General features: G+C 59.8%; 16 protein-coding genes. 1 reads left to right on the top strand and 15 read right to left on the bottom strand.

The annotated features are described in order from the left end of the window. Positions 1-131: 131 nt before the first annotated feature. From DWX39_RS02990 to DWX39_RS02980, 3 genes are all read right to left on the bottom strand, one after another. Complete coding sequence (locus DWX39_RS02990; RefSeq protein WP_117758466.1) at positions 132-1,532, bottom strand: phosphoglucomutase/phosphomannomutase family protein; 1,401 nt, start codon at positions 1,530-1,532, stop codon at positions 132-134. A gap of 158 nt (positions 1,533-1,690) precedes the next feature. After that, a complete protein-coding gene (locus tag DWX39_RS02985; RefSeq protein WP_035138801.1) occupies positions 1,691-2,584 on the bottom strand; it encodes a homocysteine S-methyltransferase family protein in 894 nt (297 codons plus the stop codon). Positions 2,585-2,594: 10 nt separating this feature from the next. Next, positions 2,595-3,017, bottom strand: a complete 423-nt coding sequence (locus tag DWX39_RS02980) for a metal-dependent transcriptional regulator (protein WP_040359600.1) — start codon at positions 3,015-3,017, stop codon at positions 2,595-2,597. A gap of 120 nt (positions 3,018-3,137) precedes the next feature. Here DWX39_RS02980 and pepT point away from each other — a divergent pair, with 120 nt between their 5' ends. Next, complete coding sequence (gene pepT / locus DWX39_RS02975; protein WP_117736597.1) at positions 3,138-4,385, top strand: peptidase T; 1,248 nt, start codon at positions 3,138-3,140, stop codon at positions 4,383-4,385. 436 nt (positions 4,386-4,821) lie between these two features. Here the strand turns inward: pepT and DWX39_RS02970 are convergent, their stop codons facing one another. From DWX39_RS02970 to upp, 12 genes are all read right to left on the bottom strand, one after another. After that, a complete protein-coding gene (locus DWX39_RS02970; protein ID WP_055252480.1) occupies positions 4,822-6,051 on the bottom strand; it encodes an LCP family protein in 1,230 nt (409 codons plus the stop codon). A gap of 12 nt (positions 6,052-6,063) precedes the next feature. Continuing rightward, complete coding sequence (murA, locus tag DWX39_RS02965) at positions 6,064-7,347, bottom strand: UDP-N-acetylglucosamine 1-carboxyvinyltransferase (protein ID WP_035138796.1); 1,284 nt, start codon at positions 7,345-7,347, stop codon at positions 6,064-6,066. 88 nt (positions 7,348-7,435) lie between these two features. After that, a complete protein-coding gene (atpC, locus tag DWX39_RS02960; protein WP_117630038.1) occupies positions 7,436-7,828 on the bottom strand; it encodes an ATP synthase F1 subunit epsilon in 393 nt (130 codons plus the stop codon). 3 nt (positions 7,829-7,831) lie between these two features. Next, positions 7,832-9,286 (bottom strand): F0F1 ATP synthase subunit beta, encoded by a 1,455-nt coding sequence (gene atpD / locus DWX39_RS02955; protein WP_006235717.1) that lies wholly within the window; start codon positions 9,284-9,286, stop codon positions 7,832-7,834. Beyond that, entirely contained in the window at positions 9,286-10,194 is a 909-nt protein-coding gene (atpG, locus tag DWX39_RS02950) for an ATP synthase F1 subunit gamma (protein WP_006235716.1), read from the bottom strand. The genes atpD and atpG overlap by 1 nt, the downstream gene beginning before the upstream one ends. 5 nt (positions 10,195-10,199) lie before the next feature. After that, positions 10,200-11,798 carry a F0F1 ATP synthase subunit alpha gene (gene atpA, locus DWX39_RS02945; protein WP_117758465.1) on the bottom strand — a complete coding sequence of 533 codons (1,599 nt, stop codon included), beginning with the start codon at positions 11,796-11,798 and terminating at the stop codon, positions 10,200-10,202. After that, positions 11,798-12,274, bottom strand: coding sequence for a FoF1 ATP synthase subunit delta (locus DWX39_RS02940; RefSeq protein ID WP_117746942.1), 477 nt, complete (start codon positions 12,272-12,274; stop codon positions 11,798-11,800). The genes atpA and DWX39_RS02940 overlap by 1 nt, the downstream gene beginning before the upstream one ends. After that, positions 12,264-12,866 carry a F0F1 ATP synthase subunit B gene (gene atpF / locus DWX39_RS02935; protein ID WP_117758464.1) on the bottom strand — a complete coding sequence of 201 codons (603 nt, stop codon included), beginning with the start codon at positions 12,864-12,866 and terminating at the stop codon, positions 12,264-12,266. The genes DWX39_RS02940 and atpF overlap by 11 nt, the downstream gene beginning before the upstream one ends. Before the next feature lie 15 nt (positions 12,867-12,881). Continuing rightward, a complete protein-coding gene (locus tag DWX39_RS02930; RefSeq protein ID WP_022094262.1) occupies positions 12,882-13,076 on the bottom strand; it encodes an ATP synthase subunit C in 195 nt (64 codons plus the stop codon). 126 nt (positions 13,077-13,202) lie between these two features. Beyond that, entirely contained in the window at positions 13,203-14,006 is an 804-nt protein-coding gene (gene atpB / locus DWX39_RS02925; protein ID WP_022094263.1) for a F0F1 ATP synthase subunit A, read from the bottom strand. 3 nt (positions 14,007-14,009) lie between these two features. Continuing rightward, positions 14,010-14,321, bottom strand: coding sequence for a hypothetical protein (locus DWX39_RS02920; protein ID WP_117758463.1), 312 nt, complete (start codon positions 14,319-14,321; stop codon positions 14,010-14,012). Positions 14,322-14,601: 280 nt separating this feature from the next. Then, a complete protein-coding gene (upp, locus tag DWX39_RS02915; RefSeq protein WP_117758462.1) occupies positions 14,602-15,249 on the bottom strand; it encodes a uracil phosphoribosyltransferase in 648 nt (215 codons plus the stop codon). Positions 15,250-15,253: the final 4 nt, after the last annotated feature.

The following is a 15,253-nucleotide window of genomic DNA, read 5'->3' as shown; positions in this document are numbered from 1 at the left end:
CCAGACCGGAGGGGCGCCGGGGGCGGGAATCTGGGAGCACACATTTCCTACACATATTAAAACCCTGCTTACGTTTGCCAGCCGTTCTCTACCGCTCACCGAGGGCCTCTTTATAGTGAAGCGTCATATGGCTAAAGCTGATAGGCTCCCTTAGCCAAGGCACAGCCGGCATCGAGCAACTCATCGCGCTCCTCCACCGAGAACCCCTCGGCGTATACGCGAACCACCGGTTCGGTCCCGCTGGGGCGGATCAGCAGCCAGGTGTCATCCTCGAATGCCAAACGTAAACCATCCATATGGCTTACAGCCTGCGGCGCCTTGCCGCAAATCGATTTAGGATTCATGCCAGGAAGCAGCGTTCGCAGCGATTCGGCGTCTTCGGCCTCAAGGCGCAAATCGCGACGCCCATAGCTCGTCTTACCAAAACTGGCCTCGAGCTGATCGACCAAAACGCCCAAAGGCGCGCCCGTCTTTGCCATAAGCTCACACAGAATCAGACAAGCAAGGATTCCATCACGCTCAGGCATATGCGCGGCGATGCCGATACCGCCGGCCTCCTCGCCTCCCATGAGGACGCCGCCCTTCTTCATCTCTGCAGCTATATATTTGAAACCGACCGGCTTAACGGTCACACGACAGCCAAGCGCCTCGGCAATGCGACGCACGAGCGTCGAGCACGAGAGATTGACGACGACACGCCCCTCCAAATTGCGGAATTGAACGAGGTCGCCCAAAACAAGCGCCATGATTTGATGCGGATGAATATATCTACCGCGTTCGTCGACCGCACCGATACGGTCGGCATCGCCGTCGGTCACCAGGCCTGCGCACGCCCCGTCCTCGACAACCGCACGCTCGCAAGCGTCCACCCACGGCTCAACAGGGTCGGGGCAAATGTCCTCTTGATCGGACGACTGTCCGGCATGAATCTCGTGCACCTCGACGCCTAGCTCCCGCAGCAGGTCGGCAAGATATCCCTGGGCCGCGCCGCCCATGGGGTCAACTACCACACGCAGGTGAGCGGCTCGAATGGCCTCGGCATCGACAAACGATGCCACCGCCTGCATATAGTCAGGAATAATATCCGCGGTGCGATAGCGTTCCTCGATCCCCATCGGCTCGGGGGCCATAGTCTCTTCGAGCTCTTCGATGACATCCTGATTGGCCGTCGAGCCATCTCCCATGCGCAGCTTAAGGCACAGATACCCCTGCGGATGATGGGATCCCGTCACCATGAGCGCACCGCAGGCCTCGCCGTCATACGCCGCCGCCCACGTAAGGGCGGGGGTCGGAACAGGCCGAGATGCGAGCACTGCGTCCAATCCGTGAGCGGCAAGCACGCCTGCCGCAAGCTCAGCAAACTCGCGCGCCTGCGGCCGGGTGTCGAACCCTATATATACTGTTTTGCCTGGATTGATCTTTTGCCACAACTCGCCGACGGCATCGGCAATGCGGGCAACGTTGTCGACGGTAAAGTCGTCGTCGACGCGGGCGCGCCAACCGTCAGTTCCAAAATGAATTATCGCGCACACGCGCAGACACCTCACAGTGTTTGGATCATGGTACGCATGGGGTATACCCGCAACGCTCGCCCAGCAACCTGCCAAAACCGGCATTCACCATTTGGGCAAATGCTACCGCCGATGTGCAAGCAATAAAAAAACCGCCCCGTATGGAGCGGTTTCGACCTTTATATATCGAGCGCCTCGGCCATCGCTGCCGTAGTGATTGCCGTGGTTCCACAGCAACTGCCCACCATTGCGGCACCGGCATGTCTCCATTCGATGCATGCGCGCGCGAAAGCTTCTGGGTTCTCGTGCCATACGGGGCCATCCTGAGTCTGGACCGGATCGCCCACGTTGGGACGCACCGTGACGGGAGTAGTCGCCGATGCAACCATCCTGGGCACCGCCGCGTTCGCGGCCGCAAGCGAACAGCAATTAACACCAACCGAGTTTGCGCCGTGTTTTTCGGCGTACAAAACGGCTGCCTCGATGTTGAGGCCATCGCCCAACAGGTCGCCTTTATCGTCAACGACAAAACTCACCAGGACAGGCATGCCGTCGGCGGCATCTCGGGCGCCGGCAAGCATGGGCTGCAGATTACGGATAGACGTCACCGTCTCGATCAGCAGACCGTCAACGCCGGCATTGAGCAAGGCGTGCGCCTGTTCGCGCGCAATGCCGCGGATTTCACGATACTCGGCAGAGTCCTCGGCAAACCACTCAATACCGATCGGGCCCATCGAGCCCAGCAGCAGCTGAGGGTGCGCCTGGCGAGCATCGTCGACGGCCCCGCGATTGACCTCCGCCACGGACGGCGCAATCTGGTCGTGCTTGAGGGCATAGCTTGATGCCTGAAAGGTGTTGGTAATGAGCACCTGCGCGCCGGCGGCGACATACAAGCGATGGATACGAGAAACGGTCTGCGGCTCCGCCAGATTCCAAAACGCCGGTGGAATGTCGGCGGCATCGTACTCACTCAACAGAACACTGCCCATGGGGCCCTGCGCCAACAAGGTCTCGCTCGACAAGCGGCGCGTAAGTTCCTCGGCACCAAAGCGGTTGTAATAACTCGTATCCATATATATCCCGCTATTCCTCGACGCTGATTCCCTGCTTTTCGAGATAGGCGAGCCAGCGGCTCATCGTGTCCTCGGATAGCGCATGCTCCATCATGCAGGCCTCGGAATCGGCTCGCTCAAATTCGACACCGAGCTCCTGAACCAAAAACGTGCGGATGAGGCGATGACGGTACCAGATAGCCGTGCCAACCTCGCGGCCGCGATCGGTCAGGATTACCTTGCCATAGTGCGATTGCTCGACAAGCTCGGATGCCTTGAGCGCCGAAACCGCTTTATTGACCGATGCCTTGGAGACGCCAAGGCGCTGCGCGATGTCGACCGATCGCACGCCGTTGGTTTCCCCCTCTTCGCTTTCAATGCGAACCATGCACTCCAAGTAGTCTTCGTTCGCCACCGTCAGATGTAGTTCGCGCGAGCTATTTGTCGTATCCATGATCTTCCGTCCCTTCTGCATTCAATGGCTGATTCTACCCCATCCAAGCGTCGCGGTATGCCGTGGCATACCGTGCTAGAGTTCTTGTTGCACACGACGACCAAGATTGGAGCGATCTTTATGGAAAACACCACCACAAACCCCGATGTCCTCGAGCGCTTTTTGCGCTACGTCCAGATCAACACGCAGTCCGAGGATGCAAACTGCGACCAGGTACCCTCGAGCGCCGTTCAGTTTGATCTTGCCAACGTGCTAGCTGAAGAGCTGCGCGAGCTTGGTGCGGAAGATGCCCACGTGACCGAGCATGCCTATGTCTGCGCGCATATCCCCGCAAGTGCGGGCGCTGAGGACAAGCCCGCCCTGGGCCTGATCGCCCATCTCGACACCACCGAAGTTGCACCGGGCGCCGGCGTGAAGCCGCACATCGTACACTACGAGGGCGGCGACCTGGTCTGCGGCACGGTTGACGGTAAGCCCGTTGCCATGAGCACCGCCAAGCTTCCCGCCCTGAACGACCTCGCGGGTGAGGACCTGGTCTGCAGCGATGGCACCACGCTGCTGGGCGCGGACGACAAGGCAGGCGTCGCCGAGATCATGTCGCTTGTCGCGCGTATCGCTCAGGACCCTTCTCTGCCCCATCCCGCACTCGGCATTTGCTTCTGCCCTGACGAGGAGATCGGCCACGGAGCCGAGCTGCTGGATATCGATACCTTTGGCTGCAAGTACGCCTACACGGTCGACGGCGGCCCCATCGGCGAGCTGGAGTGGGAGTGCTTTAACGCCGCCGAGGCGACCGTCTGCTTTGAGGGCCAGTCCATCCACCCGGGCGACGCCAAGGGCCGTATGGTCAACGCAGGCAATCTGTTCTGCGACTTCAACGCGTTGCTCCCCTACGAGCAGCGTCCGGAATACACCGAGGGCTACGAGGGCTTCTGTCACCTTGAGGGCGTCTCGGCAACGGTCGACCATGCCACGGCGCGCTATATCGTCCGTGATCACGATGCCGCCAAGTTCCAGCAGAAACTCGACCTTATTGATGCCGCCGCCTCGATGCTCAACCAGCGTCTGAGTGAGGAGCGCGTGACAGTCGAGATTAAGCAGCAGTATCGAAATATGGCCGAGATCGTTCGTGACTATCCCGAGCTTATTGATGTTGCCAAGGAAGCCTACCTTGCCTGCGGCGTTGAGCCCCAAGTGCTGCCGATTCGTGGCGGCACCGACGGCGCTCAGCTGTCGTTCCGCGGTCTGCCCTGCCCCAACCTTTCCACCGGCGGCTATTGCTACCACGGCGTCAACGAGTTCGTCCCGGTCAGTTCGCTCGTCAAGATGACCGACGTGCTCCAGGAGCTCGTCGCCCGCTTTGCATAAGCCTGGCTGCACAAGTCCAAAAGACGAATCGCCCCGTCCTCAACCGAGAACGGGGCGATTTTTTGCTGCAATGAGAACAGGTTGACGCACGCCAGCCTCTTAACGCAAGGAGTGTCCCAAACTGCCGGCACAAAAGGAACGTCCCCAAGTGCCGCAAAATGACGACATCCACTCTCGCTTTGTGGGTAGTCATTGGGGAGGTTCTTGTTTGACTAGTCGTTTAAAAACGTCCCCAATGACTACCCAACGACTAGTCCGGACCAAGGCAACGCCGATGTTTTGGCAACGACAGCGAAAACCCGCCAGAGCGAGCAAGGTGCCTTGAAACGAGGCGGCATTGATCTTTTGATCATGCCGCCGAAGTTGAAAGGCAGATTGCCGCTCTGGCGGGTTTGCAGCGTCAACTGGTTACGCGGGCTGGTAAGCCCGCGTAACCCTAATAATTGGCCTCGTAGCCGTTGCCGTCGCCGGTGGGCTCTTCGTAGTAATCGGAACTGTCGCTCGAATCGTCGGAATCGTCAGAGCTGACCGATGAGGTTGCGGTACCGTTTGCGTAGTCGTCAGACGTGTTGTTGCTGAGGTCACCGATCGTAGAGCTGGAACCGTCGGAAAGACCCATGGTGTTGGGACCCTTGGGATCCTTGCCGGCATCGACGCGCTCCATCATTTCCTTGAGCTCGTCCTCGTAGACAAAGACGTAGCTCACACCGTCGATCATGGTGCTGTCGTCGGCGTACGAGGGCAGGTTGGCCGAGTAGATACCGTCGACATCCATACCGCGCATGGCGTTGACCGTAGCCACGATATCCTGAACGCTCATATCGGTTACGAGCATATCGGACAGCGAATTAACCAGGCCAAAGATCTTCGTGGCATCGAAGTTATTGAGAATCTGGTTGGCAAGGGCGCCAAGCACCTGACGCTGGTGGCGCATGCGTGTGTAATCGCCGTCGGCATAGGTGTAGCGGCAGCGGGCATAGGTAAGGGCGGTGGCACCGTCCATATGCTGCTGGCCAGCGGTAATCTTAATATCCAGGTGCTCGGGGTCGTCAACATCATCGGTTGCGTTAATGTCGATACCGCCAACCGAATCAATCAGCGCCTGCATTCCGTCGAAGCTGACCTCGGCATAGTGGGAAATCTGAACACCGCACAGCTCGTTGACCGCCTCGACCATGGCCTCGGCGCCGCCAACGGTATGGCAGGCGTTGATCTTCATGGTCTCGCCCTTGTACTCGACCTTGGTGTCGCGCGGAACGGAAATGAGCGTCGCCTGCTTTTGCGTGGGGTCGATGCGTGCCAGGATAATCGAGTCGGCACGATACGTATCCTCGCCCGGACGGCCGTCGGTGCCAAGAAGCAGCACGTAGAACGGATCCTTTGCCTCATCGGTGTCAACCAGAACCCGACGCAGATTGTCAGTAATGACATTAGAATCGCCGAGCTTGCCCATAATGGTGGCAAACCACAGGCCGGCAGCGGTAGTGGCACTCAGCAGCACGCCAAGCACGACAATGAGCGCGACGTGACGAATCGTGTGGCTACGACGACGTTGGCGAGCGCGCTCGGAATAGCGAGCCACGTTATCGCGACTGTAGATCTTGGCCTGCGCACCAGTTGAGGGTCTTCGGGTGGTGGTATCCGCGAGGGGCTTTTTATTAAACATAGGCAACCTGTATTAGTAGATGACGGGATCGGGGACGGTAGCATGCTCGACATGCGCGCCAAGCGCCTGCAGCTTTTCGACAAACTGCTCGTAGCCGCGCTTGATGTGATGGATAGCCGAAACCTCGGTCGTCCCGTCGGCGATCAAGCCCGCTACGACGAGGGCCGCTCCGCCGCGCAGATCGGGCGAGGTAACCTGTGCACCCGAGAAGCCCTTGACGCCATGAATCATGGCATGATGGCTCTCGATACGAATGTCGGCACCCATACGCACCAGCTCAGAGGCAAACATAAAGCGATTCTCGAAGATGTTTTCGGTAATAACAGAACTGCCGTCGGCAAGGGCGGAGAGCACCATAATCTGCGCCTGCATGTCGGTCGGGAAACCGGGGAACGGAAGCGTCTGGATGTCGACCGGCTTGATACGCTCGGCACGGTTCACATGGACGCCATCCTCGACGCGCTCGCAGTCGATACCCATAAGCTCCATCTTCTTGAGCACCATGCCCAAGTGAATGGGGCAAAAGCCCGTGACATCGACACCGCGATCGTCGGCCATCAACGCACCGGCAACGATAAAGGTACCGGCCTCGATGCGGTCGCCCACCACGCGATGGGTAACGGGATGGAGCTCTTCCACGCCTTCGATAGTCACGACGGGCGTACCAGCGCCAACAATCTTGGCGCCCATCTCGTTGAGCATGTTAGCGAGATCGACGATCTCGGGCTCGCGGGCGGCATTGTCGATAACCGTGGTGCCCTGTGCGCGCACAGAGGCCATGATGAGGTTCTCGGTCGCACCGACGCTGGCGAACTCGAGCGTGACGGTGGTACCGCGCAGACCTTGGGGCGCATTAGCGTTGATGTAACCGTGGGCGGTATCGAACTCAACGCCCAGGGCCTCAAGACCAAGAATGTGCATATCGATCTTGCGAGCACCCAGGTTGCAGCCGCCCGGCATGGCAATTTTGGCGCGATGGAAGCGGCCCAGCAGGGGTCCCATGACGGCGGTGGAAGCGCGCATCTTGGCAACGAGCTCGTAGGGGGCCTCCCATGAATCGACCTGAGAGGTATCAATCTCGAGCGTGTGCTCGTCGAGAACATCGATCGTAGCGCCCATGCCCTTGAGCACCTTGCCCATCACGTGAACATCGGAAATATCGGGCACGTTCTGCAGCGTCGTCTTGCCCGGCGCCAGAAGCGTTGCCGCCATGAGTTTGAGCGCGGAGTTCTTGGCGCCCGAGACGGGCACGGAGCCTCCGATGGCGTGGCCACCCTCAACGCGGATAATATCCAAGGTCTACCCTTTCAAAAAGCATGCCCGGGGTGGCTGGGCCATCCCGGGCATGATGTGTTCGCAAATGGTCGAACGCTAAAACGTTTGACTATTGGGCAAGCTTGAGCTTACACCATGCGATTTCATTATAGAGGTAGGCGCGGCGTGCATCATCCTCCGACAAATTACCCAGCTTCTCTTCAAAACCTTGAATATCAGCTTTAACCTTATCGGCGTCGACGGTCGCCAAATCGCAAGCGCGCTCGGCGAGGACGGTCACGACATCGTCCGCAACCTGGGCATAGCCGCCGGCCACGGCAAACGTGTGGTCGACAGTGCCCATGGCCTTATCGGAAACGCGAACGTAACCGCGGTCGATTGTGCAGATTTCGCTGGAGTGAGCAGGCAGAACGCCAAACTCACCATCCGTTGACGGAATCGACACAAACGCAGCGTCGCCCTCATAGGCGCAGCTCACGGGGCACACGATGCGGATACGCATAACCTACTTCTCCCCCATCTTGCGGGCGCGCTCGCGCACGTCCTCAATCGTGGAAGCATAGCGGAATGCCTGCTCGGGCAGGTCATCGGCCTTGCCGTCAACAATCTCGGCGAAGGAGCGGACGGTATCCTCGACGCGGACGTAGACACCGGGGTTGCCGGTGAACTTCTCGGCGACGTGGAAGGACTGGGAAAGGAACTGCTGGATCTTACGGGCACGGTTGACCGTAAGGCGCTGCTCCTCGGACAGCTCGTCCATACCCAGAATGGCGATGATGTCCTGAAGGTCGGAGTACTCCTGCAGGAGCTCCTGGACCTTGACGGCGACACGGTAGTGCTCCTCGCCGACGATCGAGGGATCGAGAGCGTCGGAGGAAGACGCGAGCGGGTCGATAGCCGGGAACAGACCGAGCGACGAAATGCTACGCGAAAGAACCGTAGTGGCGTCCAGGTGCGTAAACGTCGTGGCAGGCGCCGGGTCGGTCAGGTCGTCTGCAGGGACGTAGACAGCCTGGACGGAGGTAATGGAACCCGTCTTGGTCGAGGTAATGCGCTCCTGGAGGTCACCCATCTCGGTAGCCAGCGTAGGCTGGTAACCGACGGCGGACGGCATACGACCCAGCAGTGCGGAAACCTCGGAACCGGCCTGGGAGAAGCGGAAGATGTTGTCGATGAACAGCAGAACGTCCTGGCCGCGATCGCGGAAGTACTCAGCGGTGGTAAGGCCAGCCAGACCGATGCGCAGACGCGCTCCGGGCGGCTCGTTCATCTGACCATAGACCAAGCAGGTCTTGTCGATAACGCCAGACTCGCTCATCTCGAGGAACAGGTCGGTGCCCTCACGAGTACGCTCGCCGACACCGGTGAACACCGAGGTGCCGCCGTGCTCCTGGGCGAGGTTGTTGATGAGCTCCTGAATCAGAACGGTCTTGCCGACGCCGGCGCCGCCGAACAGACCCGTTTTGCCGCCACGGATGTAGGGCTCGAGCAGGTCAACGGCCTTAATGCCGGTTTCGAAGATCTCGGTCTTGGTGGTGAGCTCGTCGAAGCGGGGTGCTGCGTGGTGGATGGGATAGAACTCCTCCACCTCGGGCATGGGCTTGCCGTCGACAGGCTTGCCCATGACGTTCCAAATGCGGCCGAGCGTCTTGGGGCCAACGGGCATCTTCATGGGCTCACCGGTATCGGTGGCGATGAGACCACGCTGCAGACCGTCGGTCGAGGACATGGCGACCGTGCGGACGACGCCGCCCGGAAGCTGGCTCTCAACCTCGAGGATCGTGCTCAGGTGACCGATCGGGGTCTCGGCCTCGACCGTGAGCGCGTTGTAGATCGGGGGCACCGCACCGTCAAACTTGACGTCGACGACAGGGCCGATGATACGCACGATGCGACCATCACCGGCAGTCGTCTTCTTGGTGGCTTCCTCGACCGCAAGCTTTACGGTGTTATTAGCCATTACTGTTCCTCCAATGCTGAGGCTCCGCCGACGATCTCGTTAATCTCGGTCGTGATCGAAGCCTGACGCACGCGACTATACGTGCGGGTAAGGGTCGAGATGATCGCGGTGGCGTTTTCCGTCGCGGAGTGCATGGCCTTGCGGCGTGCACCCTGCTCGGCGGCCGCCGAATCGATCAGGGCCTGGTAGATGACCGTCAGGATATACGACGGTACAAGCTTGCCGAGAACATGCTCGGGAGAGGGCACGAACTCGAACGTGGACGAGATGCGCTTAGGGGCGTCGGTCTCGTTCTTACGCGGACCGTGGGCCATAGCGATCATCTCGGGATCGAGCGGCAGCAAGTGCTCGACGCGAAGCTCCTGATCCACGCGGTTCTTGGCGTGGTGATAGACAAGCTCGACACGGTCAAGCTCACCGGCACGATACGCATCGCAGATATGAGAGGAAATCATGCGAGCCTGATTAAAATCGGGCTCGGAGGAATTGCCCTCAAAGTGCATGACGACGTTTGCGCGGTCGCGGAAATACGTGGCCGGCTTGCGTCCGCACGCAATGATCTCGCACTCGATGCCATCGTTCGCCCAAGAAGCGGCGAGCTTTTCGGCCGTGCGCTCCACCGTCGTATTGAAACCGCCGGCAAGGCCGCGGTCCGAGGCAATAACGACAATCAGGCCATGCTTGACGCTCTCATGCTTCTGCAGCATGGGATCGGTGCCCGAACAGGAGGCGTCGCCGGCGACCGTCAACATGACGTCGGTCAGCGCCTCCTTATAGGGCTCGGCCTGCTTGGAGCGATCGAGGGCACGACGGATCTTGGCCGTAGAGACCATCTCCATCGTGCGCGTGATCTGCTTGGTCGTGGTAACCGAGGAGATTCGCTTCTTAATGTCGCGAAGGTTGGCCATAGGGCTTAGTTCTCCTCTGATCCAGTCGTATCGGCATGGTGCTTGGCCATGAACTGCTGCTTGAAGTCACCGATGACGCGCAGGAGCTCAGCCTTGGTGTCATCGTCAATCTTCTTGGCGCGAACCTTGTCGAGCAGCGAGCCAAAGCCATTGTCCATGTACTCGATGAGCTCGGCACGGAAAGGCAGCACATCGGCGATCTCCAGGTCGTCCAGGAAGCCCTCGTTGCCAGCGAACAGCGCAACGATCTGCTCGCCAACCTCAAACGGTTTATAACGCGGCTGCTTAAGGAGCTCGGTCATGCGGGCACCATGGGTCAGCTGCTTCTGAGTAGCCTCGTCAAGGTCGGAGCCGAACTGGGTAAAGCCAGCGAGCTCCTGGTACGAAGCGAGGTCCAGACGAAGGTTGCCGGCGACCTGCTTCATGGCCTTGGTCTGTGCGTCGCCACCAACGCGGGACACGGAAATGCCCACGTCGACTGCCGGGCGCTGGCCCTGGAAGAAGAGCTCGGACTGCAGGTAGATCTGACCATCGGTAATGGAAATGACGTTGGTCGGAATGTAGGCCGAAACGTCGCCGTCCTGAGTCTCGATGATCGGCAGTGCCGTCATTGAGCCGTAGCCGTTCTTCTTGGACATCTTGACGGCACGCTCGAGCAGACGAGAGTGCAGGTAGAAGATGTCGCCAGGATAGGCCTCGCGTCCGGGCGGACGATGCAGCGTCAGCGACATCTGACGATATGCCACGGCCTGCTTGGACAGGTCGTCGTAGATGACGAGCACGTGACCACCGGGGTTGGTCTCGCTGGCGGGCTTGCCGTCCTCGCCGTTGTACATAAAGAACTCGCCGATAGCGGCACCGGCCATAGGCGCGATGTACTGCATAGGGGCGGAATCGGCAGCGGTGGCCGAAACGATGATGGTGTAGTCGAGCGCACCGTGCTGAGCGAGGGTCTCGCGAATGTTAGCAACCGTGGAGGCCTTCTGGCCGATGGCGACATAGATGCAAACCATGCCCTTGCCGCGCTGATTGAGGATAGCGTCGATGGCAATGGCGGTCTTACCGGTCTTACGGTCGCCGATGATGAGCTCACGCTGACCGCGGCCGATAGGCACCATGGAGTCGATAGCCAACAGGCCGGTCTGAACCGGCTCGCACACCGGGCTACGGTCGATGACACCGGGGGCCTTGAACTCGATGGGGCGACGGTGCGTGGCGACGATGTCACCCAAACCGTCGATAGGCTGGCCGAGCGGATTGACGACGCGGCCGAGCATGGCGCGGCTTACAGGGATATCCATAATGCGGCCAGTGGTGCGGCACTCGTCGCCTTCCTTGATGGCGTCGACGGCACCGAACAGAACGGCGCCGACCTCGTCACGGTCAAGGTTCTGGGCAAGGCCGAAGACGGTCTCACCGGTATCGGAGCTCTTGAACTCCAGAAGCTCGCCTGCCATGGCGCTCTTGAGGCCGGAGACGCGCGCGATGCCGTCGCCTACCTCGTCGACCGTTGAAACCTCATGCGTATCGACCGTCGCGGAGAGGCTCGTGAGCTGCTCCTGCAGTTTCTTGGCGATATCCTGGGCATTGAGGGTTTCGGACATTAGGCTTCACCTCCGTACGAATTAGCAGAGTTTGCGAGGGTCTCCTGCGCGATGCGCAGCTGCGTCTTGACGGAAATGTCACGACGCTCGCCGCGGGCCTCGAGCACCAGGCCGCCCACGATAGACGGGTCGACCTGCTCGATAAGGAATACCTTGCGGCCGAAGTCCTGCTCGCATTTCTTAGTGATGGTTTGACGCAGCTCGTCGTCGAGCGGGATCGCCGTGGTGACGGTCACGCCCACTACATCCTCGTCTTCCTCGGCAACATACTTAAAGGCAGCTGCCACCTTGGGAAGAAGGTCGAGCTGGTCGCGCTTGGACATGGTGTCGAGCACGGCGACGATCTCGGGGCTGGCGCTAGCCAGGCGCTCGATCATCTCGAGGTCCTCGAACACATGGTTCTCGGCCTTAGCGGCTTCCAGAAGGGAGCGCGCGTAGGTCTCGAGCACCTTGTCCTGATAGCGGCTAGTCGGCATTCAGGCTACCTGCTTCCTGGATGTAGCGCTCGATGAGCTTCTTCTGCTCGGCCTCGTCGTCGAGTGCCTCGCCCACGATCTTGGTGGCGACGGCAACGGACAGGTCGGCGATGGAGCTCGCGGCACCGGCGTAGATGGACTTGCGCTCGTCCTCGACGGTCGTGTGGGCCTTGGCGATGATCTCCTCGGCCTCCTTGTGAGCAGCCTCGATGATACGGGCGCGCTCGGACTCGGCGTCCTTACGGGCCTCGAGAACGATGTCGGCAGCCTGACGACGGGCGTCGGTGACGATCGAGTCGGACTCAGCGCGCTTGGCGATAGCCTCCTGCTTGGTCTTCTCGGCCTCGTCGAGGCTCTCCTCGATCTTCTTGCCGCGCTCCTCCATGGTTTTCATGATGCCCGGCAGGGCGACCTTGGCCAGCACGATCCAGATGATCAGGAAGGCGATAAGCGCCGGGATGAACTCCGCCATCTTAGGGATGAGGATGTCCGCACCGGCAGCGCCGTCCTCGGCGAACGCGGAAACCGGCATGAGCAGCGCGGCCGCGGACGCGGAGAGTGCGATCGCGCTCTTCTGGGATGAAAGATTCATACTTGACGCTCCGTGCTATTTAACGATCAGCGCGACAACGAAGCCGATCAGAGCCAGAGCCTCGCCGAAGGCGGAGCCCATGATGAAGACGGTGAACACGCGGCCCTGGACCTCAGGCTGACGGGCCATAGCACCCGTAGCACCCAGAGCAGACAGGCCGATAGCAAGACCAGCGCCGATAACACCGAGACCGTAACCGATAACTCCCACGATTCCTCCTTTGTCGTGCGTGTCTTATTTCACGCAGGATAACCTTTTTTATAACTGCCGGGCTCCATGGGTACGGGCACCGGCGGTTTAACGAATTGCCTTACCTTTTAAGGCGCGAACGGAGGTCTACTCCTCCTCCGCGACCTCCTCTGCCTCGGAGACATACACGGCGGTAAGGACCGTGAAGACGTAAGCCTGGATGGCGCCGACCACAAGCTCGATCGCATAGATCAGGATGAGAATGGCAAGCCAGGCCAGCGAAGGCAGGGCGCCGACGGCGTGGGCCGCGGAAACCTGCTGAAGCAGCGGCTGCATGAACATGCTCGCCATGATGGCGAACGAGCCCATGACCACGTGTCCTGCGAACATATTGCAGAACAGACGGACGGCAAGCGTGATGAGGCGCAGGAAGGTCGAAAAAAGCTCGACGACCCACACAAGCACGTTCATCGGGAAGCTCACGCCCTGCGGGGCGAGGCTCTTGATGTAGCCGATCACACCGTGAGCCTTGCATCCGTAGTAGATGAAGTACACGAAGGCGAAGATGGCGAGCGCGGCGGTGGAGCCGATTGCGCCGGTGCCGGGCTTCATTCCCGGGATCAGGCCGATCATGTTATTGATCAGGATGAACAGGAAAAGCGAGCACAGGAACGGGAAGTGCTTCTTCCAGTTCTCACCCACGACGCCCTTGCCGATATCGTTCTCGACGTACTCGATGATGTACTCGAAACCGTTGACGAAGAAGCCCTTGGGAACCAGGGTCTGCTTCTTCTTGAACACGGCCAGGACGATCAGGAGCACGATCGTGGAGACGATCAGCCAAAACGAGTACTGCGTGATGCCGCAGCTCAAATCGCCCACGACAGGGGTGGAGCTGAACTCGCTGACCAGATGATTAATCTCATCAGGCAGCTTTTCAAAAATTTCCACGACTTACCTTTCGACCTCATGAGGATCTCGCAGCGCCTTGGCGACGCGAACCGTGCAGGCGGCCATAAAGGCCACGAAGCCGATCGCCTCGCCCAGGAGGAACATACGAAATGCCTCTCCGAACAACGCAAACACAACCAAGGTAAAGACAAGCAACGCGATCGCCGAGACCGCGAGACTCACCATGCCCCTGAGCATGTCCGCATTCTGTTTATCGTCAAGAACCGGCTTGAGCGTAAAAACAAAGGGGAGAAAGGCAATCGCGCCCGCGATGGCGCCTGCAACGATAGCGAGCAGATCGGCTATCTGAAACACTGGCTTCCTCGCTTTCCTTTTTAACGCCTCACAGCACAGTCCCAGCCAAACATTGGTGACTATTGTACGAGCCAATCGCTAAAGTACAACCGTAAAACAAACGGTTAATACGCACCTGTACGTTTTCTTAAGGCCTTCTTTATGCCGCAGGTACGGTAATACGTTTTTTCGAACCCCTCAGCGCAAAACGTCCGTTAACAGAAGTGCGCGTGGACGACTTTTGCTCGCCCGCGCGCACCATTTCTTCGTATTTGTAACCGTAGCCGACAAGGCCCAACGACTAGAGCGTACCGTAGATGCGGTCGCCGGCGTCGCCCAGGCCGGGAACGATGTAGGCGGCCTCGTTGAGATGGTCATCGATGGCGCAGGTATAGATATGCACATCGGGATCTTTTTCGGTCAGCGACTTGAGGCCCTCGGGGGCCGCGACGATGCACAGCATGCGGATGTCCTTGACGCCACGCTCGCGCAGATAGCTGATAGCCATCTCGGCCGAGCCGCCCGTGGCGAGCATGGGGTCGACGACCAGGCAGATGCGCTGGTCGATATCCTTGGGCATCTTGCAGTAATACTCATGCGGCTCGTGGGTGACCTCGTCGCGCTCCATGCCGATGTGGCCCACGCGAGCAGAGGGCACCAGGTCGAGGATACCGTCGACCATGCCAAGGCCCGCACGCAGGATAGGCACGATGGCGAGTTTCTTGCCGGCGAGCTGTTTGAACGTGGCGGCAGTGATGGGGGTCTCGACCTCGACGTCTTCCATGGGCAGGTCGCGCATGGCCTCGTAGCCGTCAAAAAGCGCAAGCTCGCGCACGAGCTGGCGGAACTGATTGGTGCCGGTGCTCTTGTCGCGCAAGATCGACAGCTTGTGCTGGACGAGTGGGTGATCGACAAGGGTCACACGGGACGTATCGTAGGTGACGGTCATGGGT

The sequence above is a fragment of the Collinsella sp. AF19-1LB genome (assembly GCF_003459655.1).
In the GTDB taxonomy this organism is placed as follows: Bacteria; Actinomycetota; Coriobacteriia; order Coriobacteriales; family Coriobacteriaceae; genus Collinsella.
Note: the sequence above shows the minus strand (reverse complement) of the source record. Positions and strands in the feature narration are given on the sequence as shown.

Coding starts and splice junctions, on each gene's coding strand:
- pepT (WP_117736597.1), top strand. CDS start 3,138: ATGGAAAACACCACCACAAACCCCGATGTCCTCGAGCGCTTTTTGCGC.
- DWX39_RS02970 (WP_055252480.1), bottom strand. CDS start 6,051: ATGTTTAATAAAAAGCCCCTCGCGGATACCACCACCCGAAGACCCTCA.
- DWX39_RS02940 (WP_117746942.1), bottom strand. CDS start 12,274: ATGCCGACTAGCCGCTATCAGGACAAGGTGCTCGAGACCTACGCGCGC.
- atpD (WP_006235717.1), bottom strand. CDS start 9,286: ATGGCTAATAACACCGTAAAGCTTGCGGTCGAGGAAGCCACCAAGAAG.
- atpF (WP_117758464.1), bottom strand. CDS start 12,866: ATGAATCTTTCATCCCAGAAGAGCGCGATCGCACTCTCCGCGTCCGCG.
- DWX39_RS02980 (WP_040359600.1), bottom strand. CDS start 3,017: ATGGATACGACAAATAGCTCGCGCGAACTACATCTGACGGTGGCGAAC.
- upp (WP_117758462.1), bottom strand. CDS start 15,249: ATGACCGTCACCTACGATACGTCCCGTGTGACCCTTGTCGATCACCCA.
- atpG (WP_006235716.1), bottom strand. CDS start 10,194: ATGGCCAACCTTCGCGACATTAAGAAGCGAATCTCCTCGGTTACCACG.
- DWX39_RS02985 (WP_035138801.1), bottom strand. CDS start 2,584: ATGGATACGAGTTATTACAACCGCTTTGGTGCCGAGGAACTTACGCGC.
- atpA (WP_117758465.1), bottom strand. CDS start 11,798: ATGTCCGAAACCCTCAATGCCCAGGATATCGCCAAGAAACTGCAGGAG.
- atpC (WP_117630038.1), bottom strand. CDS start 7,828: ATGCGTATCCGCATCGTGTGCCCCGTGAGCTGCGCCTATGAGGGCGAC.